Raw genomic sequence first — 20,349 nt, 5'->3', positions numbered from 1 at the left:
GGTTGCGTCAGAGACCAGTGAACCCATAACCACATCCGCGCTGCGTGCGCACCGCGGATGGGCATAGCAGCATGCTCTCAGATTTTCGGCGGCCTTCGCCTACTGGGGTCGTCCCGTCCCGTAGATCAGCAGCCCCAAGTCCTCTTTTATTGGAGGACGTTTAGCGAGCGTCACCGATCCAGAGCAAACGATCAGGGCCACCGTAAGCCGGTCGATCTACGGCCACCAATCCAGCATCCAGCAACGGCGGTAGCGAGAGCGATTGTGATGTCCGGGCGGGAACCCTCCCCGGGACATGTCCATGCGTATGGCTCTGTTAAGCGCTACGGTCGTGGCGGGCTGCTAACTTCTCGTGCTGCTGGTTCTTCCGTGGTGGTGACGGAGCGCGATTATCAGTGTCCCAATGCTTGCAATGGTTGGAACTGTCAGGAAGGGCTGCGCTCCGCTGCCCCCTGTGTTGACGAGACCGGTGATGCCTATCCACCACAATATGGCGGTCGTAAATGCGCACAGGATCACAACCGAATAAGGGGCGCCGGGCAGTGGCGCGTTCCTGTGTCTGCGTCGTCGTTGCGCCGTGGGGATTGGCCAGTGGCGTCCGTGTCGATGTCCGATCATGATGGCTCCGATGGTGGCCAGGGCTGGGACGGTGAGGAATATTGCTCCGCCGCCTCCAGTGGTTATGGTGCCGACGATGCCGATCCACCAGAGCATGGCGGCTGTGAACGCAGCCAAGAGAGCAAGGAGTGTCCGGCTGTCAGATCCTGCCGAGCTGACAGCGTTTCGGTGGGTCATTTCTCTGGCCCTCCGGCCTCCATGGCTGGCTGGTTCGCCGGCGGGACGGATCCAACGATGCTGTAGTCAATGGCGGTATGAGCGGTGAGATTATTGGCTCCCAGTCCGAAGAGTGCGTAAGTCATAACGGTGCGTTCACCGATGACCAGGCCAGTGGCCGGGTCAATGATGATTTCATCGCGTTGTCCTGCCCGGAGCGCCTCTGATCGACCGATGGAGATCCCTGGTTTCCCATCAAAGTTGGTTTGCTCACTGGCGTTCACGCCCGGGATCAGTGCCAGCGCCTCGTAGAGGCCTGCGCGCAGGTCTGCCGGGACAAGACCGGTCCGCAACAGATCCGTAATGCGCACGAAGTTATCCTCGTCCCGCGACGCGGACCCTCCTTGGTACTGGGCATTAAAGTGCTCGATCAAGGCCTTGCCTTCGCGGGGCAGGCCCATGAGTTCCTGCTGATCGATCACGGTCCAGGGGATCCCGTAGAACTCGCCACCGGGTGCGTGGATGGTGTCCTTCTGACCGGGGCGCGGGGCGATGGCGCCCCAGTCCCGGTCTAGTACCCAATCGCGTGAGGGGTCCCCGGGAACGTAGACGTCAATGGTCTGGGCGTTCATGCTGAACATGTCATTTCCAGCAGTACCGCTTCGGCCCACGAGCCAGTTGGCGTGGGTGTGGACGCGCAGGTATTCCCCTGGACCCGGCGTGGGGTCTGAAAAGGCCATAGTTTGTTCCGCTGCTGACCGCAGGAGACCGGCCGCGTGGGCGCTCTGGACCGACATATTGGTCTGACCCAGAACGATCACGCCGACACTGGCTGCGGCCATCGTCAGCACCACGCGGCGCGTGCGTTGTGGTCTGTGGAGAGGACCATGATCAGTGGACGCCAGGTTGGCGGCAGGAACCTGCGAGTTTCCTGTCGGCCGTCTCCTGGGGAGCTCTTGTGCCGACATGTCCACGAGCTGGCGGCGAAGCGCGTCGCTCCTGTCGGGCTGGAACTGATGTGTTTTCATTGTGGCCTCCGTTCAAGCGCGGCCTGACGGTCGATCGCATAAGTGCTGGAAACTTCGTCATAGAGTTGTCCGAGCTTTGTTTTGGCCCGGTTTAGTCTCGATTTCACGGTGCCTTCGGGGATACCGAGCGCGGTCGCAGCGTCTCGAATGCTCATTTCTTCAACCACGCAAAGCGTCAGCACATTACGGTCCACTTGGCGCAAGCGTCCGAAGGCCCGGTCTAGCGTCGCGGCCTCAAAGTCCTGTTGGTCCTCGTCGGCGAACGCCTCTGCAATATCGGGGCTATGTGCCGGTGGAGGGAGGCGGTTTAGAAAGTTCTTGAACCGCCGGCGTTGGCGCAGATCGTTGCGGATGGTGTTGTTCGCGGTGACCAGCAGCCAGGCAACGATGGAGCCGTTGACCATGCGCACGTATTCACGGCGCCGCCACGCCTCATAAAACACCATTGCAGTGACGTCTTCGGCGGCATGAGCGGAGCCGACGAGCCTCAGGGCGTGGCGCAGAACCCGATCGCGGTGGCGATCAAACAGTGCGCCAAAGGCGTCACCGTCCCCATTAACGACGAGCTTCCAAAGAACCTCGTCTGTCCCTTCCTCATCTCCGCCCATACCCCATAGTGTCCGCACACATCGAAAGGTTCCATGTTTTGCCCGACAACTTTTCGGGCGCCAACATAGAGCGGCGTTTATCGTCCAAAGGACGAATCAGGTAGAGCACTCTTTTGGCCACCCAATTAGTGGCGTTGTCCCGTAAGGGGTCTGTCCGGATTGACACTTGGGCCCGTCCCGGAAGCCGGTCCCCCACCGGTCGCACACACCGCTGAACTGCATCATTGCGAGCTGGAGCCCATTGGCGTCCCGTAACCCCCGTCCGGTGAAGCGACCGGTAACGGGGCGTGAAAGGGAACGCCGGCGAGGCCGGATGCGCTGGCCAGGGCGGTGGTGCCGACCGCTGATGGCACGGGTGGGTCTTCTGCTATCGCGAGAGTAGTTTCTCACCGTCGGGCCGCAGCTCCCCTGTGGGTGAGACGTGCCGGTAAAGCGTCTGTCGGGTAATCCCGAGTTCGGTGCAGAGGTCGCTGACTTTGGTTCCTTGCTTGCCCATGGACGCCATGGCGAGCCGGAGTTTCGCCGGGGTCATCTTGTAGGGGCGTCCGCCGTTGCGGCCGCGGGCGCGGGCGGCGGCCAGCCCTGCTGTCGTCCGTTCGGAGATGAGTTCGCGCTCGAACTCGGCGAGGGCAGCGAAGATTCCGAAAACGAGCTTTCCGGAGGCGGTGGTGGTGTCGATGGCGGCGCCCTGCCCGGTGAGGACTTTCAACCCGATTCCGCGTTCGGTGAGGTCATGGACGATGTTGACCAGGTGCCGCAGGTCCCGGCCGAGCCGGTCGAGCTTCCAGACCATGAGGGTGTCGCCGTGGCGTAGAGCTTTGAGGCAGGCAGCCAACTGGGGCCGGTCGTCCTTTTTCCCGGAGGCACGGTCTTCATAGAGAGATTCCGCGCCGATGCCGGCGGCCAGGAGCGCGTCGCGCTGCAGGTCCGTGGTCTGGGAGCCATCCGCCTTGGAGACACGCATATATCCGACCAGCACGGAGGTTCTCCTTCGTCATTTATACGTTCGTTTAAGTGACAATGTGATTCCGGATCCGACCGAAATCATGCGATGTCACTTAACCAGTTATTTATTCTAAGTCATGCAAAGGGTGGGTGATCTTCTGTTTGTGACAGAAAGTCGAGGGGTATCCGAAGTTCGGCGAAGGTCTCCCTGAGCCGGCGAAAAGAATTTGGGCGGGTATCTTCAGCCGTGGAGACCAGGGATTGAGGGCACGCAGAGACAGCGAAGGCCGGCACCTTTTCGAGTGCCAGCCTTCACTGTTTCAGGAGCCGTTGATCAGTCTTTCGCGGCTACGGCGACGTCCCGGGTCTGTGCTGAAGCAAGGCATTCAGCGGCTCCTGCAAAAGGCGCGTCAGTTGACTTCCCACTCGGTCGTCTTAGGCTGTTCCAGCTCGACGAATCTGGCGGCCATTGTCGCGTTGCCTCGTGTGAGCTTCCTAATTGTGAGGTCTTCGGCCTTGGCGTTTGCAAGCCGCAGGTTGTTGGCCGACTTGTGCAGGGCCTCTTTCGTCTTCTCCAAGTCTTTGATCGCTTCGTCGATGCGCTTGATTGCCTCCACGAAACCGTCGGAGGCGAGCCGCCAGTTGCGGCCGAACGCGTCCTTGAAATCATCGATCTGCTGCTCGAAGTTCGTGATGTCGAGGTTCTGCGCCTTGACCAGCGCGAGCTCGGTTTTGTACTTGAGCGAGTTCATCGCGGCGTTCCGCAGCAGTGCGATCAACTGGATGAAGAACTGTGGCCGGATGACGTACATTTTCGGATAGCGGTGAGAGACGTCAACAATCCCAGTGTTGTACAGCTCGCTGTCGGGCTCGAGCAGGGATACCAGCACGGCGTACTCGCACCCCTTCTCGGTGCGGTCTTTGTCCAGCTCCTTCAGGAAGTCTTCATTCTTGTGCTTTGTCGCGGTGCCGTCGTTCTCGTTCTTCATCTCGAACATGACCGAGACAATCTCAGTACCAGCACTATCGGAGTCGCGGAATATATAGTCGCCCTTGCTACCGCCCCGGGCATCGTTGTCCTTCTCGAAATAGGAGAGCGGAAAGGCTGTGGCACGGATGCGGTTGAACTCGATCTCGCAGTGCTGTTCAAGAGTTTCACCGACCATCTTGGTCGACAGCTTCGCCTTCAGGTCCCGCAGTCGCTCAATCTGTTCTTCACGGTCCTTGATCTGGGTTTCGTACTTGTCCTTCAGGGACGCCTCCCCGAGCTGCTTCGCAAGCTCGGCTCGCTCGAGACCACTCTTGAACTCGTCCCGCTCCTTTTCGACAGTGCCGACTGCCTCGGTGATCGCAAGTCGCTGCACGATCTCAACAGCCTCGAGCTTCGCCGTGAGGTCTTGGATCACGGTGTCCTTCGTCGAGGCGGCCTTCTGAAGTTCGTTGACGAGCTTTGCTTCGGCCAGCTCCGCCGATGACTGTTTCTCCTGCTTCGTCTGTTCGAGCTCGTTCACGAGCGCGTCGCGCTCCTTTTCGACGGCGCTAAGGGCCTCTGCTACAGCGAGCTTCTGGGTGACCTCATGGGCATCGAGCTTCGCCTTCAGCTCCTGGATCGCGGCATCCTTGGCCGCTGCAGTCTTCTGAAGTTCACTGGCGGCCTTCGTCTCCGCGAGTTCGAGAGCCGTGGCCTTGTCTTGCTCGGCCAGCTCGAGCCGCTCGTGGAGCTGCTGTTCGAACTCGGCATCGCGAACCTGCTTGACGATGTCGGCGTAGCCAGCCTCATCGATGGTGAATGTTTGTCCGCAGTGCGGGCACTTGATTTCATGCATAGCTGGAACCCCAATCAGGCTATGTCGGCCTCGAACGGCCGCACTTGTGTGACCCTCTGGTCTTCAGAGGGGAGACGAATTGTCGATATACGCCGGTCTCCGGCCTGCACAAGCCGACGTTCGGCGCAGATATTGGTGATGCCTCGAGGCTGCTGAAGGCTTGTCAAGCAAAACTCCAGCAGTCCCATCTGGTTTACCCGGGGATCTGGATCCGTGCGGTTTCCTGCATCAGCGGGGTGGAGATCATCACGGTCGAAGCACCAGGCGCAATATCGAAAGCAATGAATCCGCGAGTCTTGTCCCCCGGCAGAACGTCGCCAGAGCCAAGCTGGTTGTCCGCGAAGAGGCTCAGATCGGCTTTTCGCCCATCAGCATCCTTGGCCGAGAAGTAGAACGGGTTGGAGCTGGTCTTACCCGATTCTGTTTCCCAGAGGACGTCCAGCAGCAAGTAGCTGCCGTTCTTCGCCGCGGTGGCGAATGCCGTCGTGGAAACAGCGTCCGTCCGCACGGCAGAGACGATCGTGATCTTCGCGATGTCGCCGTTGCCCATCTTGACGCTGAACGGTGCACCAATCGACGGGCCGGCAGGAACTGTAGGTGCCGGCGCAGGAGCGGCAACTGCCGGCGCAGCAGTAGCAGCCGCTGTAGCAGCTGCAGCTGCTGCGGACGACGGCGCCGCTGTCGGACCAACGTCGCTGGCCTTAGTGGTGCCGCCGGAGCAGGAGCCAAGGGCAATGCCGAGCACCAGGACGCCGGCAGGGATGAGGAAGCGCTTCTTCTTGAAGAACGGTCGCGGCTGAGCAACTGCCATCGCGGCGGTCAGCTGTTCGGAATTCTCGTGGGACATGTCGTGCCTTTCTAGGTGAATGAATGATGGGAGTGCGGGAAGTTACTGCTTTTCCCATTTGCCGCAGCGGGTTGAATTGAAGTCCTGGCCGACCGAGAGGGCCACGACAGGGCGCCCTCCCCCGGGAATGTCGTTCTCGATGATGTCGCCGCCGTTGCTGCCGCTCCGGTAGATGCCCCAGTAGCAGGACGACCCCACGGCCTCGACCGCGCGGTAGGTGCCCGGCTCGATATCGGATCCGACTGTCCAGGTACCGTCGCTGACGGTGTTGGCCGCTTTGGCCTTCTCGGCGCCAGTGACGGCCTCCTCGCGAACCTTGACGGCGGCGTCCGCTGTCTTCACAGCAGCATCGGCTTTGCCCACCTCGGCCTCCCGAGTAGTCACCTTGGCTTCACGGGCGGCGATGCCGTTCTGCAGTGTGTCGTACTTGGACTTCATCGAGGCGTAGCTGGACTTAGCCGAGTCGCGCTCGGACTCCACTGATGCCTTCTCCGCCGCAAGCGCCGCATAAGCGTCGCTGGACTTCGGATCCGGCAGCGTGGTGCCGATGGTGGTGGCACCCGCCAGTAGGGCGACGACGGCGACGGCAGCGAAGATCCGTCGTTTCCGTGCCGGCTTTGCCTGGCCAGAAGGAGTCTTCCCTTCGTGCAGCACGTCTTTGATGTGCGTTTCCGCTGGCTCGTTCGTCTCAGTGTTCAACATGCTCTCTTCCTCTGATCTCGGGTAGCTGCTGAACGGCGGCGGGATACCGATCCCCCAATGCGTGGTTCCCCGCCGCCGTCGCAGCCCCGGAGGATTCCCTGGCAGCTGCAGAATCGAAACTAAGGTGGCCCGGCTTCGGCATCACCGAAGATCGTTGATAACCCCAGTTATCAGCAATTCCAACGTGGGATTCGCCCGTCCGGTTAGGCTGGGGGTCGACGTCGTAAGGAGGCGGAAATGAATGAAGCAGAAGCCCTGCACATGACGCTCTCGGACGTGGCTGCCTTGGCGCAGGTCCAGCGCCCAGTCGTGTCGATGTGGCGCAAACGCAGCGCCGGGTCAGCTCATCCGTTTCCCGAGCCCGCCGCACAGGAGGGTGGCCGTGAACTGTTCGACGCCGACCAGGTCGCCGGCTGGTTGGCGGCAACGGGACGGGGGAACAACCCGGAAGCCGTGAGCGACGCCGCCGCTTTCGCCCGGGTGCCCGGGGCAGCAGCCGGCAGCGCCCAGGGAACCACGCTGGACGCCCTGACCGCCCTGCTGACGCTCAAGGCAATGACCGGCCAAGCTCTGGGGACATTGAGCATAGCTGAACTGCTGGATCTGGCGGACGAATGCGACCCCGACGACTGGTTCCTCTATTCGGAACTGGAGGCCAAGGGCGCGTCGCTCTCCTCCACGGCAGCGTTCGCGGACCGGCTGGTGGACAGTGCTTACAACGCGCCCGCTGCCTTCGAGCAAATCTTGACGGCGCGGTTCCGGACGGGGCAACGGGAGCACTCGGATACCGCCCTCACGGACTCTGCCGTGGGGCTGGTTGCCGCTGCTGCCGTCGAACTGGCTGCAAACCTGGGCGGGAGCCATGTCTTTGCCGACGCCACGCTTGGCGGCAGCGACCTCCTAATGGGCGTGGTGCACGCCGCAGGCGAGAGCTCACCCGTCACCTTTCTGACACCGGACAACGACGGCGGCGCAGGCCGCCTGGTGCGTCGCCGCCTGCGGGTGCACGGCGTGGAGGCCGGACAGACCCGTGTCGATCCCGGCGGCGAGTTCGCCGTTCACGGACCTGTAGTACACGTGGCGCAGTACCCGTCCCCCGGTGAATCCGGCATGGATGCGGCGCAGATTCTCACGGCGGTGGAACACCTTCTCCTGCAGATGGACGATCAGCAACGGGCTGTCATCATCGCCCCGGCACGGGTTCTCTGCGATCAGCCGCTGGACAGCGGCCCTGCCGGGCTCCGGGCGGGGCTGCTGCGGATCGGCCGGGTGCGCGCCATCGTGCGCCTGCCCCAGGGCCTGCTGCGCGCCAAGCCCCGCGAAGCCCAGGCACTCTGGGTGCTGGGACCGTCGTTCGCTGAGGTTCCCATTGCCGAACGCTGGACCATGGTGGCGGACCTCAGCACCCAAGACCTCACAGAAGACGTCAAGCAGGACCTGGTCAGCGACATCGTTGCCTCCATGGGAAACGGCGCCACTGTGCGCGCCCACTCCTTCCGCTTCGCCCGGCTGGTGCAGACCCGTCTGCTGCTGGCCAGCAGGAAGTCCTTGGTGGTAGCACCACCCCAAGGTTCGGCTCGGAGGCCCCGTACTGCCGAGGCAGCACTCCGGGTGGATGAACTCGTGCGTCTGCTGCAGTCCAGCGACTCCGGAGAGTCGGTGGCCGTGAATGTCCTGCCCGCAGATCCGAACGGGAAAGCCCAGTCCGCGCCTGTTCAGGAACTCATCGCCGCCGGCACCCTCAAGTACATCAAGGGGAACCGGGTGGAAGATGCGGACCTGGCTGCACAGGAGGGGAACCGGGTCGTGGGTCCGGCTGAGCTGCTTGACCCGCACAGCGCACCGCCCAGGCACATAGGCTTACTGGACCTTGCAGCAAACTATCCCGCAAGCCGGCTGACCCGGCCCGGCGACGTCATCTTCTGCACCAGTCCCCGGCCCGCTGCCATGGTGGACACGCACGGCGGTTCCGCCGTCGTCTTCCCTGCCCGGGTGCTGCGGATCGACGCCGGTGACCCCGGCGGGCTGTTGCCCGACGTCGTTGCCTCCGACATCAACGGCCTTTCCGCAGCGGACAAGTCCTGGCGCCATTGGCGCCTTCGCCGCACACCGGATGCCCAGCGGAAGAAGCTGGGCGAAACCCTCGCCCGGCTGCAACACGAGCAGCAACAAGCCCGCGAACGCCTCGGGCGGCTCGATGAACTCGCTACCCTGATTACGGACGGCGTAGCGGGCGGAAGCCTCACCCTGACAGACCCCAGCAGTAAGCTCGCCGAACCACAGACCGAAGGAACCCAGTAATGCCCCCGAAATTGAAGGTGGACCTCGCCCCGTCCACCATGAAAGAACTCAAGGACACGCTCTGGAAAGCCGCGGACAAGCTGCGCGGCTCCATGGATGCCTCCCAGTACAAGGACGTGATCCTCGGCCTGGTGTTCCTGAAGTACGTGTCGGACGCCTTCGAAGAGCGCCGCGGGCAGATCCAGGCCGAGCTGGAAGCGGACGGGCTCAACGAAGAGCAGATCGCCCAGCTTATCGACGACGTCGACGAGTACACCGGCCGCGGCGTGTTCTGGGTCTCCGAACGGTCCCGCTGGACCTACCTGGCGGAGAACGCCAAGGGCCTCCCGCCGATGGACGGCGCAGAGCCCAAATCGATCGGGCAGCTCATCGACGAAGCCATGGACTTCATCATGGTCGACAACAAGAGCCTCGCCGCCACCCTCCCCCGGATCTACAACCGGGACAACGTGGACCAGCGCCGCCTCGGCGAGCTGCTGGACCTCTTCAACTCTGCCCGGTTTACCGGCCAAGGCACCAGTAAGGCCCGCGACCTGCTCGGCGAGGTGTACGAGTACTTCCTGGAGAAGTTCGCCAAGGCCGAGGGCAAGCGCGGCGGCGAGTTCTACACCCCGTCCGGCGTGGTCCGCGTCCTGGTAGAGGTTCTCGAACCCCACCGCGGCCGCGTCTACGATCCCTGCTGCGGCTCCGGCGGCATGTTCGTCCAGGCCGAAAAGTTCCTCGCAGCCCACAACATGGAGGGCTCGGACATCTCCGTCTACGGCCAGGAGCTCAACGAGCGCACCTGGCGGATGGCCAAGATGAACCTCGCCATCCACGGCCTCAACGCCAACCTCGCGTCCCGCTGGGGCGACACCTTCGCCCGGGACCAGCACCCGGAACTCACGGGCAGCAACGGCGCGGACTTCATCATGGCGAACCCGCCCTTCAACATCAAGGACTGGGCGCGCTCCGAGTCCGACCCGCGATGGAAGTACGGCGTGCCGCCGGCCGGCAACGCCAACTACGCCTGGATCCAGCACATCATCTCCAAACTGGCCCCTGGCGGCAGCGCGGGCGTGGTCATGGCCAACGGCTCCATGTCCTCCAACTCCGGCGGCGAGGGCGAGATCCGCGCCCAGCTCGTCGAGGCCGACCTCGTCTCCTGCATGGTGGCCCTGCCCACCCAGCTGTTCCGCAGCACGGGCATCCCGGTCTGTACCTGGTTCTTCGCCAAGGACAAAACCGCAGGCAAGAACGGCTCCGTGGACCGCACCGGGCAGGTGCTCTTCATCGACGCCCGCAACCTCGGCTACATGGTCGACCGCGCCGAGCGAGCCCTGTCCGACGAGGACATCGCCAAAATCGCCAACACCTACCACTCCTGGCGCGGCACCGCTTCGGCGGTCGAGTCAGGTTTGACGTACGACGACGAATCCGGCTTCTGCTATTCGGCCAGCCTCGCAGAGGTTAAGGCAGCAGACTACGCGCTGACTCCCGGCCGGTACGTCGGAGCGGCGGATGTGGAGGACGACGGCGAGCCGATCGAGGAGAAGATCGCCAGGCTGTCCAAGGAACTGTTTGAGCAGTTCCAGGAATCCGAACGGCTGGCCGGGGTTGTGCGCGAGCAACTGGGGAGGGTTTCATGAGCAACACAGAAACTCTTGGAGAGCTCATACAGGAAAAGGGTGGCTCAATAAAGACCGGCCCTTTCGGCACGACGCTTAAGGCGAATGAGTATTCCGAAACGGGCGTCCCGATTATTTCAGTGGGTGAAGTCGGTTACGGATCACTGAGTCTGAGAAGAGATACTCCGTGTGCCCCCGTGGAAGTGACCGAGCGCCTGCCCGAATATCTGCTCGAAGCGGGTGACATCGTATTCGGCCGAAAGGGCGCCGTTGACCGAAGTGCGTGGGTCAAGGAATCGGAAAAGGGCTGGTTCTTGGGATCTGACGGAATTCGGGTCCGGCTGCCGTCCACTGTGGACTCCCGCTATGTCGGATACCAATTTCAAAGCGAGGCCACAAGGTCCTGGCTGCTGCAGCATGCTTCGGGATCCACCATGCTTTCCCTTAACCAGAAGGTGTTGGAACGGGTTCCGCTTCAGCTCCCAACGCTTGATCAGCAGCGAGCCATCGCAGAAGTGCTTGGGGCGCTCGACGACAAAATCGCTGCCAACAACGTCGTGGCGGGCACAGCCGAGCGACTAGTCGCGTCTGAGTACCAGCGGATAAGCCGGCACCTGCCTTTTTCAGAAAGAACTTTTGGCGACGCTGCGAAAGTAAGTGGCGGCGGAACTCCGAGTACAGCCATCGCGGAGTACTGGAACGGCGAGGTGCTGTGGGCAACCCCGACTGACGTGACCGGGCTTCAAGGCCCTTACCTTTCCGCCACGTCACGCCGGATCACCGACGCTGGTCTCAATGCTTGCGGTTCCGAGCTGTATCCAGCCGGCTCGATTCTCATGACCTCAAGGGCGACCATTGGGGCGTTCGCTCTGGCCCAGGAACCTATGGCCGTCAATCAGGGCTTCATCGTAGTGCAGCCTCACGACCCGGGCCTTCGTTTCTGGTTCTTCCACGAAATGCAAAGCCGTGTAGACGAGTTTGTTTCGTTGGCGAACGGAGCCACATTCCTCGAGCTGAGCCGCGGCAATTTCAAGAAGTTCAAAGTGCGGCTTGCCGAGCCGATCGTCATGAAGGAGTTTGTCGCCCTGGCGGAGCCGCTTCATGCGGCAGCCGCCAATGCGCTATCGGAAAACACCAAATTGGCCACCACTCGCGACGTGCTCCTTCCCCAACTCATGTCGGGCAAGCTGCGGGTCAAGGATGCAGAGAAGGTCTTGGAGACTGCAGGCGTATGAAACGGAACGGGGGCGCGTTTCAGCGGGGAGTAAGCAAGCGCGTCGGCGATGAGTCGTTCCCGGGCACCGCGACATTCAGCTTGTTGCAGCATTTATCGGTTCACCTGAGCTCTTGCGAAAGCTCGCCCGGGACGTTCGGTCTCACTGGCTAGCCGCAGGCGCCTTGGTCAGATCACCGCGCTCATCCAGCCCAGCATCAGCGAATTCGGATCCGAATCTTCACACGACATTTAACATGACCGGTCCATCAGGGGGAACCACCGTGACAGCAGCACCCGCAGTAGCCTTTTCTGAAGCCGATTGGGAAGGCATGGCCTTAGAGCTGTTGGCCGAACCGCTGGGCTGGCGGCCCTTGTCCGGGCAGGACATCGCGCCCGGCCGGGGTGAGCGGGATTCGTGGGACGAGCTGCTGATGCGGCCCCGGCTGCTCGCGGCCCTTCAGCGGTTCAACCCAGCCGTTCCGGCCCAGTACCTGCAGCAGGCCCTCGCCGAGATCGCCTCGGCCAAGTCCAACGACGCCATCACAGAAAACCACCGCATCCACAACTACTTGGTGGACGGCTACCGACTCAGCTACATAGACTCAGACGGAAACGAGGCCAACCCCACCATTCACCTGCTCAGCTCGGACCCGGACCAGAACGACTGGCTCGCCGTCAACCAGGTCACCCTCGTGCAGGGCGACTACAAGCGCCGCTTCGACATCGTGCTCTACTGCAACGGCATGCCGGTGAGCATCATCGAACTGAAAAAGGCCGGCAGCGCCACGGCCGATGTTGCCTCGGCGCACGCCCAGCTGCAGACCTACTTGCGCGAGTTCCCCATGGCGTTCCGCTTCTGTGTGTTCACGCTCGCCTCGGACGGGATCCAGGCCAAGTACGGCACGCCGTTCACTCCCCTCAACCACTTCTCACCGTGGAACGTCGACGATGACGGCGAGCCGGTTGCCCCGGGGTTCATGGAAGACGGGGAAGCCGTGACGGCGCTGGACACGGCGCTCCAAGGTCTCTACAACCAGGAGCGGTTCCTGCAGCTAATCCGCAACTTCACCGCCTTTGATGGTGGATCGGACGGGCTGAGCAAGCGCATTGCTAAGCCTCACCAATACTTTGCCGTGACCAAAGCGGTGGGCAGCACCGTTCAGGCTGTGGAAAGCAACGGCAAGGCCGGAGTCGTCTGGCACACGCAGGGTTCGGGCAAGTCGATGGAAATGGAGCTCTACGCCAACCTGGTGGCGCGGCACCCCAAACTCAGGAACCCGACCGTTGTGGTCATCACGGACCGCAACGAACTCGACGGCCAGCTGTTCGAGGGCTTCGACCGCAGCCTGCTGCTGGCAGAGTCCCCCAAGCAGATCAAAAAACGCTCCGAGCTCCGGGAGGAACTGAGCAACCGAACCACCGGCGGCATCTACTTCACGACCCTGCAGAAGTTCGGCCGCAGCAAGTCCGAGAAGGACGCAGGCGCCGATCACCCACTGCTGTCCGATCGCCGCAACATCATCGTAGTGGTGGACGAGGCCCACCGTTCCCACTACGACGACCTTGACGGCTACGCCCGGCACCTCCGCGACGCCCTGCCGCACGCGACGCTGATCGCGTTCACCGGCACGCCGATCTCCTTCGATGACCGCAACACCCAGGACGTGTTCGGTGAGTACATTGACGTCTACGATCTCTCCCGGGCGGTGGAGGACGGCGCCACGGTGCCGGTGTACTTCGAACCGCGGCTGATCAAGGTAGGGCTTGCCGCCGACCTTACAGAGGAGATTCTGGACCAGGCAGCCGACGAAGCCACGCTGGGCCTGGACGACACCGAGCGGGCGCGCATCGAGGCGAGCGTCGCCGTCGTGAATGCCGTGTACGGTGCGCCGAAGCGGATCGCGGCGCTGGCCGCGGATCTGGTGGCGCACTGGGAGAACCGCAGCGCCAGAATGGGCAAATTCATCGAGGCGCCGGGTAAGGCGATGATCGTAGGCGGCACGCGGGAAATCTGCGCGAAGCTCTACACTGCGATCGTGGAGCTGCGGCCCGCGTGGCATTCCGACGATCTCGCCAAGGGCAAGATCAAGGTGGTCTACTCCGGGACCGCGTCCGACGTGCCGCCGGTCTCCGACCACGTCCGCCGCGACTCCCTGAATGCGACCGTGAAGGAACGGCTCAAGGACGTGGACGACGAGCTGGAACTGGTAATCGTCAAGGACATGATGCTCACCGGCTACGACTCACCGCCGCTCCACACCCTGTACCTGGACCGGCCGCTCAAAGGCGCGCTGCTGATGCAGACCCTGGCACGAGTGAACCGCACCTTCCGCGGCAAACAGGACGGGCTGCTGGTGGCGTACGCGCCGCTGGCAGAGAACCTTGCCAAGGCGCTGGGCGAGTACACGCAGTCCGACCGGACGAATAAGCCGGTAGGTAAGAACATCGATGAGGCCGTTGGCGTGACCCTTTCGCTGGTGGAGTCGCTGCGGGAGTTGCTTGCAGGCTACGACTGGAAGGCCGTGCTGCAAAAGGGCGGCCCGAAGGCGTTCCTGAACACCGTCACCGGTGCAGTCAGTTACCTGCGGAGCCCAGGCACGCCCGGCAACCAGCCCGCCGAGGGCGAAGAGTCGCGGGCCGCGAAGTACCGCAGGTTCTCAAGCCAGTTGTCCCGGGCGTGGGCTTTGTGCTCAGGGTCCGAGACGCTGGCCGAGCTCCGGCCCGAGATTCAGGTGTACGAGGAGATCCGCGTTTGGATGGCAAAGTACGACGCCGCCGATCGGCAGGCCAGCGGCGAGCCGGTGCCGGAGGAAATCCAGCGGTTGCTGGGAGAGCTCATTGCATCCGCAACTTCGTCCGGTGACGTGCTGGATATCTATGAGGCCGCCGGCATGCCCAAGCCTTCGCTGGATGACCTGACGCCGGAGTTCATCGCCAAGACCCAGCAAGCACGAAATCCGCAGCTGGCCATCGAGGCGCTGCGGAAGCTAATCGCCGACGAGTCCGCCAAGACGACACGGAATAACGTGATCCGCCAGCGGGCGTTTTCCGAGCGGATCAGTGAGCTGATGAAAAAATACACGAACCAGCAGCTCACGTCCGCAGAAGTCATCGCCGAGCTTGTGGAACTGGCCCGCGAAGTGGCGGCCGAGGGGCAGCGCGGTGCCCATTTCACTCCCCCACTAGACTCCGATGAACTGGCGTTTTACGACGCGGTGGCCCAGAACGAATCCGCGGTTGAGGTCCAGGGAGAAGGGAAGCTGGCCGAGATCGCTCGGCAGCTCGTTGGCGTCATGCAGCGCGATGTGCGCACCGACTGGACGGTTCGGGACGACGTCCGGGCGAAACTTCGCTCATCCATCAAACGGCTCCTGGTGATCAACGGTTATCCACCGGACAAGCAGCCCGAGGCAATCAAGCTGGTCATGGAGCAAATGGAATCTATGGCGCCGCGGTTTGCGGAGGCAAGGCTCAGGGTGCCGACCGAGGCGGGCCTAGCGGCATCGGCTTCGACGCTGCCTTTCGCGAAGGGCTAGGACATGCTGATCAAGCCCGTGTCGCTCCCCCGTGACCTACATCTACTGGACACCCCAGCGGCCTACATTCGCCGATCCGATGTCCATCTGCTCACCGCCAGGCGGAACGCCTGGCACAGCACGACGCTTAATCACTACAGCACCACCGCACCGGCTTTCTCCACAGTAACGTCGGCATGCGAATCAGCGGAGCTGCGACGGAGGCCCGGGACTTATTTTGTGATCGACGAAAAACCATCGCTGGTTTTCGATCTCGCCGGACTTAGCCTAGTTGTGATCCACCTCAATGCTTCTCCACGGTTCAGGTCCTGGAAGATTCCTGCGGAAATGACCGCCCGTAATTCCACAATCTCCGGACTTGAAGTCTTCAACATGTTTGCTGGCAGTAATTACAGGCAAGCAACTTCAGGTTGGCATATTTCCGACGGAAAACCCGACGTCATCCTTGGAATCGCGGAAAGCGCCGCATTGGCCACTGCCGATGACCAGAGACAGATTCAGTTGAGGCGCTCATCAATTAAGTCCGGCGGAAGAATGACTTTCAACATTGAGCAAAGGACTGACGCCAATGCTGCGCATTTAGAACGCATAATCGAAGAACTTGTTTGCCTGACTCAACAGAAATATCCCGTACACGAAATCCACCAGTGGGGCGGCGAGTACTTCTGCGAAAAGGACACTAGGAAGCTCTATTACTCAGAACCGCAGCGCCTGAGCGACTATGGATTTCCGGTCAGACTCACCGCAGCCCCCGAGCCTTCGACGTTCTGCTCGGTTTGCTTCCGCTGGTTTAGCGGCGCACGCCCCGATGATGTCGCGTAACGCTTCTCATATTTCTGGTTCGCCCGTCTCCCGAGCCAGCTGTCTCCTTCAATGTCTGATCGCTGGCGTAAAGTCGTGTAGATACTTTCCGTTTGAAACACTGGGGGACTTCTTGGCAGCACAGCAGCGAGGGCCATCGCCTGATGCTGCGGCTCAGATTAAGGCTCTTGCAAATGCCTACGCCAACAGCGGTGATCGACCGGTGGCTTTCGTAGATGAGACAACGATGCCTGAGGCAATGTTGAAGGCATTCAAACCGGACCACCCGGCCTACGTCGCCCCGTTTTATGCGGCAACCGCGTTCGTCGTTCCTGCCGAGGACCTGGAGAACATCCGACGTGATCTGTTGGAGATTGTTGGTGCGCCCTACTGGCATTCCACGAAAGCGAACCAGACAGAAGAGGGCCGGGAAAAACTCAAGGAACTTGCCGCATACATTGCCGAGGGCACAGAACCGCTCATCATCTCCTCCCAGACCCCAGTGGAGGCGGATGACGTCGGATCAGAGAAGGCGAGAGCAGCATGCCTGACAACACTTGCTTCGTCTCTGCATGACGGTAGGCACTGCGATCCTGTAAGGCTCTTCGTTATAGAACGCCGCCAAGACCAGAAGCGCAGAAATCGCGACAGATATACCTTCACACAGGCACGCAAGAGCGGACTGCTCTCCGAGGGCACCGAGGCGCTGCAGGTATCTCCTACGCACGAGCGGCTCCTATGGGTGCCGGACATCGTTTCGTATGCCTATTACCGGAAGGTTGGAGCTGGCCAGCCCGGGCTCTATCGTCATGTGGAAAGCATGGTCACGCATCTAGCCGCGAAAGAGGCAGTTGTGTTGGAGGCTGAAAAACTTCTTGCCACTGCGGCGGAGCCGACTGCGGCCCCCCGAGGCTGACACAACTGGTTTGCCCGTTAAATGAAGCAGCCCCAGGTGGCCGTAGCAATCAAACCTGGGGCCAGGCCGACCCCCGCCTTCCTGAGAAGACAAGTGCCGACGCCTTGCTTGTCTCTGACAATACGGGGTTTATTACGATGATTCAACTGGGGTTAGGTTTGAGTCGATATTCGGGCGGGGAGGATTTCAGACCCGTTCCGTGCAGATGCTCGGCCTAGGGTGCCGGACTACCGATTCCCTCCCTGCGGGCGAACCATTGACTCTCGTTTTTGATTTCTTGCGCGATCCACCAAAGATCAAGGAAATCGTTGACGGCACCATGCTTTAGCGCGGGCTGGGACCCCGAGCAGCGCCATCGGTGATGCCCCCAGACAGAGGCAGGGCCGACAGTTTATAACTGCCGGCCCTGCCTGGTTTTCCCTCTGCAAAGGAAATATGTGGTTCAGCTTAACTGAATGGTTTGTGGTCCTGCCGCGGGCTGGTACCTCGTTGTTCCTGGTCCCGCGGGGGTGGTGGTGCGCTGGTGCGTGGTCGCGGTTAATGGCGATCCGTCGCTGGTGAGTGGCTGCTGTGGTTCGCTCTGGGCGGCGGACCGCCCCACTTCTGGGAGGTTCCTGGCCCTGCTGGGGTGAGTGGGCCGGGCGGCTGCCTCGGGGGTACAGCCGCCCGGCTCACTGTCCGGTTACTCGGTGTCGGCGGTGTGCTTGTCGATGATGATCTGCTCCACGGCGCTGGCGGTGTAACCCCAAACGGTGAGCTGGTTCAGGTAGTGGAAGTGCCGCTTCTCGGCGGACCGCCAAGAGTCCTTCTGGATGGTCTTTTCATACCCGGCGCAGATCAGGGCGATCAGGGAGAACTCGGGCCGTGCGGTGGTCTTAGCAGTGTGGTCCCGCAACGGGTTCCAGCCCCACCGGTCGGTGTCCTCCCCGGTCTTGGCCCCGATCATTTCGGTGGCGACCTTGCCGTCGTAGCCGCTGGCGGTTTCGGGGTCGTGGGTGATGGCGTGGACGGTGAAGTACTGCCAGCCCTTCGGCGCGGTCTTGCGCGACAGCAGGGTCTTCACGAACTCGCGCCTGACCTTCGTGGCGCTTTCCATCTCGCGGTTATTGGCTATCAGGGTCTTCCGCTCGGCTTTCTGTTCCTCGGTCATCGGGCCTTTCTGGGCCTGCGTGCCGCCGTCGTAGCGTTCGTACTTCGGGGTGAAGCCGAGGTCCTTCCAGCCGGTGATGACGGGGTTGGCGTTGTGCTGGCCCCGGTAGTCGGTGCTGATCAGGTAGGCGTTCGCGTCCTCATCGGTGGCCGGTTCCCCGTCGGCGCGCTTCGCGGCCGAGACGTACAGGTTCTCTTCGTTGGCGTAGTGCCCTGCGTCCTCCACGACGGTCTTACCCTCGGCCTCGAGTTCATCGATGAGGGCGGCGAGGGCGGCGGCGCGGTCGCGGCGGTCCCGGAGCATCTGCGCGACGTGCAGGAGCTGATCGGGTTCGTCCGCGATCACGGACTCCAATTCCTCCGTGGCGTCCTGGTTCCCTTCAAACTCGGCCATGATGAGCGCTTCATCGATGGTGTAGCCCTTGCCCAGGGCGGCGGATCCGGCGTTCGAAGACTTGGCTTTCAGCGCCCCTTCCACGGTGGTCTTGGTGCGCCCGGTCTTCTTCGCGATCGCGGCGGCTGAGACGCCAATCAGGGACAGCTGTTGGTAGGCGTCTGCCTCGTCCGCTTCGGTCAGTTCGGCGCGCTGGATGTTCTCCACGACCTGCGTCACGATCCGTTCGGCTTCCTCGGGGGACTCGATGATCATCACCGGGATGCTGGCGCGCCCGGCTTCAACGGCGGCGAGGGTGCGGCGCTGGCCCATCAGGACGTGCACCACGCCGTCGTCCTTGCGGTGGGCGATGACGGGTTCCATCACGCCGTGCTCTTTGATGCTGGCAATGAAATCCGGGGTCAGGGCGGCGTCTTTGCGGACGTTGATGTCCACGGTCAGCGTGGCCGGGTCGAGCATTTCGAGGGTGGGCGTGGTGTTCATGGTGTTGCTCCTTTTGCAGAGGATTCGGTGGGTGGGGCGGCTCAGGTGACCGGCCAGCTTCCCCTTCTCCCCCCGTTGTTTTTTGGTTGCTGGCAAGCTCGCTTGCTCGGCGGCCGACGGAGCCCTGTCTACCCGCAGGGCAAGGGGCGGGAAATTCCTGGAGGGAATCAGCGACGCAGGAGCGCCGGAGGGACATTTCCTGCACCGCAGGCCCCGGTGGAGCTTGCGGAACCGGGGCTAGACGGGGTGGAGCGGACGCCTAGAATCCGAAGGACAGCAACCAAAAGACGTCGAAGACGTAAGTCAGGGCCAGGGGCGGGCCGGAGCTCTGCGACGGCGCACCCTGGACCCAACAGCCGGCCGCGCCAGCGGACGCCCGAATGGGTGCGAGCCCTGCGAGCATGCCCCTGGCCTCGTCTCCCCTGGATCCGCCCATGCCGGCCCCGCTCTTAGCCTGGCCGGCCCCCTGGCTGTTCACCTACGGTCCGTCCCGGAAATGGCGGTCCGCCGCCGGTGACCAGCGACGGCAGCCAACCACCGGCGGCGGACCGCCCGAACCTTTCGGCCGGTCCTGGTTCTTTGGTGAGGAGGGCGGGACCTTGCCGGGCGGTGGTTCCGCCCGGCAAGGTCTCAAACCCGTTTAGGCGACGTTGGCCATGTACGGCATCCGGTAGCGGGACGGGAGTTCCGCGGCGGCTTCGGGCAGGTCGTCCGGGCCGTGGGCCTGTCCGTTCCTCCAGTGGAAGAACGCCTGTTCGCTGATCGCGTCCCATTGGCGGGCCTTGGTGCGGTAGAACGTGCAGGTCACGTCTCCCTCGCAGTACGTGGCGACGCCGAACAGGTTCCCGATGCTGTCAGCGGTGCGGGTCGCGGCGACCATGACGTAGGGCCAATTGCCAAGGTCCCAGCCGTCACTGCCCCAGCTGGGGATGACGGCCCAGCCGTGTTCACCGATAAGTTCCATCCAGTCGTAGCCGCCGTTCTCGTGGTAATCGCCCAGCACGGTCACGCCGTCGATGGTTTCCCCGGTGTCCTGGGTGGTCACCGTCTTAGTCGTTATTGCGTTCATGGTGTTGCTCCTTTTGCAGAGGATTTCGGTGGGTGGGGCGGCTCAGGTGACCGGCCAGCTTCCCCTCTCCCCCCGTTGTTTTTTGGTTGCTGGCAAGCTCGCTTGCTCGGCGGCCGACGGAGCCCTGTCTACCCGCAGGGCAAGGGG

13 protein-coding genes and 1 pseudogene are annotated in these 20,349 nt (G+C 62.4%); 6 read left to right on the top strand and 8 right to left on the bottom strand.

Annotation, left to right across the window (positions count from 1 at the left end; genetic code table 11):
- Nucleotides 1-791 precede the first annotated feature (791 nt).
- The 6 genes from ACZYZ5_RS18510 to ACZYZ5_RS18485 form a co-directional block, all read right to left on the bottom strand.
- The gene (locus tag ACZYZ5_RS18510; RefSeq protein ID WP_463903706.1) at nt 792-1,802 is read right to left on the bottom strand and encodes a hypothetical protein; all 1,011 of its coding nucleotides are present in this window, start codon (nt 1,800-1,802) and stop codon (nt 792-794) included.
- Nucleotides 1,799-2,410: an RNA polymerase sigma factor gene (locus ACZYZ5_RS18505; RefSeq protein WP_463903704.1), complete on the bottom strand. Its 612-nt coding sequence runs from the start codon at nt 2,408-2,410 to the stop codon at nt 1,799-1,801. The genes ACZYZ5_RS18510 and ACZYZ5_RS18505 overlap by 4 nt, the downstream gene beginning before the upstream one ends.
- Before the next feature lie 367 nt (nt 2,411-2,777).
- Nucleotides 2,778-3,389, bottom strand: coding sequence for a recombinase family protein (locus ACZYZ5_RS18500; protein WP_463885810.1), 612 nt, complete (start codon nt 3,387-3,389; stop codon nt 2,778-2,780).
- A gap of 376 nt (nt 3,390-3,765) precedes the next feature.
- On the bottom strand, nt 3,766-5,181 hold the full coding sequence (locus tag ACZYZ5_RS18495; RefSeq protein WP_463903702.1) for a DUF2130 domain-containing protein: 1,416 nt from the start codon (nt 5,179-5,181) through the stop codon (nt 3,766-3,768).
- A gap of 193 nt (nt 5,182-5,374) precedes the next feature.
- Nucleotides 5,375-6,028: a DUF4352 domain-containing protein gene (locus ACZYZ5_RS18490; RefSeq protein WP_463903699.1), complete on the bottom strand. Its 654-nt coding sequence runs from the start codon at nt 6,026-6,028 to the stop codon at nt 5,375-5,377.
- Between the two features lie 42 nt (nt 6,029-6,070).
- The gene (locus ACZYZ5_RS18485; RefSeq protein WP_463903698.1) at nt 6,071-6,730 is read right to left on the bottom strand and encodes an Rv1352/Rv1906c domain-containing protein; all 660 of its coding nucleotides are present in this window, start codon (nt 6,728-6,730) and stop codon (nt 6,071-6,073) included.
- A 237-nt stretch (nt 6,731-6,967) separates the two neighbouring features.
- Here ACZYZ5_RS18485 and ACZYZ5_RS18480 point away from each other — a divergent pair, with 237 nt between their 5' ends.
- From ACZYZ5_RS18480 to ACZYZ5_RS18455, 6 genes and pseudogenes are all read left to right on the top strand, one after another.
- Nucleotides 6,968-9,031 (top strand): hypothetical protein, encoded by a 2,064-nt coding sequence (locus ACZYZ5_RS18480; protein WP_463903696.1) that lies wholly within the window; start codon nt 6,968-6,970, stop codon nt 9,029-9,031.
- Nucleotides 9,031-10,659, top strand: coding sequence for a class I SAM-dependent DNA methyltransferase (locus ACZYZ5_RS18475; protein WP_463903695.1), 1,629 nt, complete (start codon nt 9,031-9,033; stop codon nt 10,657-10,659). The genes ACZYZ5_RS18480 and ACZYZ5_RS18475 overlap by 1 nt, the downstream gene beginning before the upstream one ends.
- The gene (locus ACZYZ5_RS18470) at nt 10,656-11,873 is read left to right on the top strand and encodes a restriction endonuclease subunit S (RefSeq protein WP_463903694.1); all 1,218 of its coding nucleotides are present in this window, start codon (nt 10,656-10,658) and stop codon (nt 11,871-11,873) included. Before ACZYZ5_RS18475 ends, ACZYZ5_RS18470 begins: the two co-directional genes overlap by 4 nt.
- 235 nt (nt 11,874-12,108) lie before the next feature.
- A pseudogene (locus tag ACZYZ5_RS18465) lies at nt 12,109-15,318 on the top strand (type I restriction endonuclease subunit R); the annotation flags it as partial.
- 75 nt (nt 15,319-15,393) lie between these two features.
- The gene (locus tag ACZYZ5_RS18460) at nt 15,394-16,212 is read left to right on the top strand and encodes a hypothetical protein (protein ID WP_463903692.1); all 819 of its coding nucleotides are present in this window, start codon (nt 15,394-15,396) and stop codon (nt 16,210-16,212) included.
- Between the two features lie 112 nt (nt 16,213-16,324).
- Nucleotides 16,325-17,107: a hypothetical protein gene (locus ACZYZ5_RS18455; protein WP_463903690.1), complete on the top strand. Its 783-nt coding sequence runs from the start codon at nt 16,325-16,327 to the stop codon at nt 17,105-17,107.
- A gap of 682 nt (nt 17,108-17,789) precedes the next feature.
- Here the strand turns inward: ACZYZ5_RS18455 and ACZYZ5_RS18450 are convergent.
- Nucleotides 17,790-19,133 (bottom strand): ParB/RepB/Spo0J family partition protein, encoded by a 1,344-nt coding sequence (locus ACZYZ5_RS18450; RefSeq protein ID WP_463903688.1) that lies wholly within the window; start codon nt 19,131-19,133, stop codon nt 17,790-17,792.
- 640 nt (nt 19,134-19,773) lie between these two features.
- Complete coding sequence (locus ACZYZ5_RS18445) at nt 19,774-20,202, bottom strand: hypothetical protein (protein WP_463903687.1); 429 nt, start codon at nt 20,200-20,202, stop codon at nt 19,774-19,776.
- Nucleotides 20,203-20,349: the final 147 nt, after the last annotated feature.

Source organism: Pseudarthrobacter ribosi (assembly GCF_055412865.1).
Note: the sequence above shows the minus strand (reverse complement) of the source record. Positions and strands in the feature narration are given on the sequence as shown.

Excerpts from the sequence above, each read along its gene's own strand:
- ACZYZ5_RS18490 (WP_463903699.1), bottom strand. The coding sequence starts at position 6,028 with ATGTCCCACGAGAATTCCGAACAGCTGACCGCCGCGATGGCAGTTGCT.
- ACZYZ5_RS18480 (WP_463903696.1), top strand. The coding sequence starts at position 6,968 with ATGAATGAAGCAGAAGCCCTGCACATGACGCTCTCGGACGTGGCTGCC.
- ACZYZ5_RS18470 (WP_463903694.1), top strand. The coding sequence starts at position 10,656 with ATGAGCAACACAGAAACTCTTGGAGAGCTCATACAGGAAAAGGGTGGC.
- ACZYZ5_RS18510 (WP_463903706.1), bottom strand. The coding sequence starts at position 1,802 with ATGAAAACACATCAGTTCCAGCCCGACAGGAGCGACGCGCTTCGCCGC.
- ACZYZ5_RS18450 (WP_463903688.1), bottom strand. The coding sequence starts at position 19,133 with ATGAACACCACGCCCACCCTCGAAATGCTCGACCCGGCCACGCTGACC.
- ACZYZ5_RS18505 (WP_463903704.1), bottom strand. The coding sequence starts at position 2,410 with ATGGGCGGAGATGAGGAAGGGACAGACGAGGTTCTTTGGAAGCTCGTC.
- ACZYZ5_RS18445 (WP_463903687.1), bottom strand. The coding sequence starts at position 20,202 with ATGAACGCAATAACGACTAAGACGGTGACCACCCAGGACACCGGGGAA.
- ACZYZ5_RS18495 (WP_463903702.1), bottom strand. The coding sequence starts at position 5,181 with ATGCATGAAATCAAGTGCCCGCACTGCGGACAAACATTCACCATCGAT.
- ACZYZ5_RS18485 (WP_463903698.1), bottom strand. The coding sequence starts at position 6,730 with ATGTTGAACACTGAGACGAACGAGCCAGCGGAAACGCACATCAAAGAC.
- ACZYZ5_RS18460 (WP_463903692.1), top strand. The coding sequence starts at position 15,394 with ATGCTGATCAAGCCCGTGTCGCTCCCCCGTGACCTACATCTACTGGAC.
- ACZYZ5_RS18475 (WP_463903695.1), top strand. The coding sequence starts at position 9,031 with ATGCCCCCGAAATTGAAGGTGGACCTCGCCCCGTCCACCATGAAAGAA.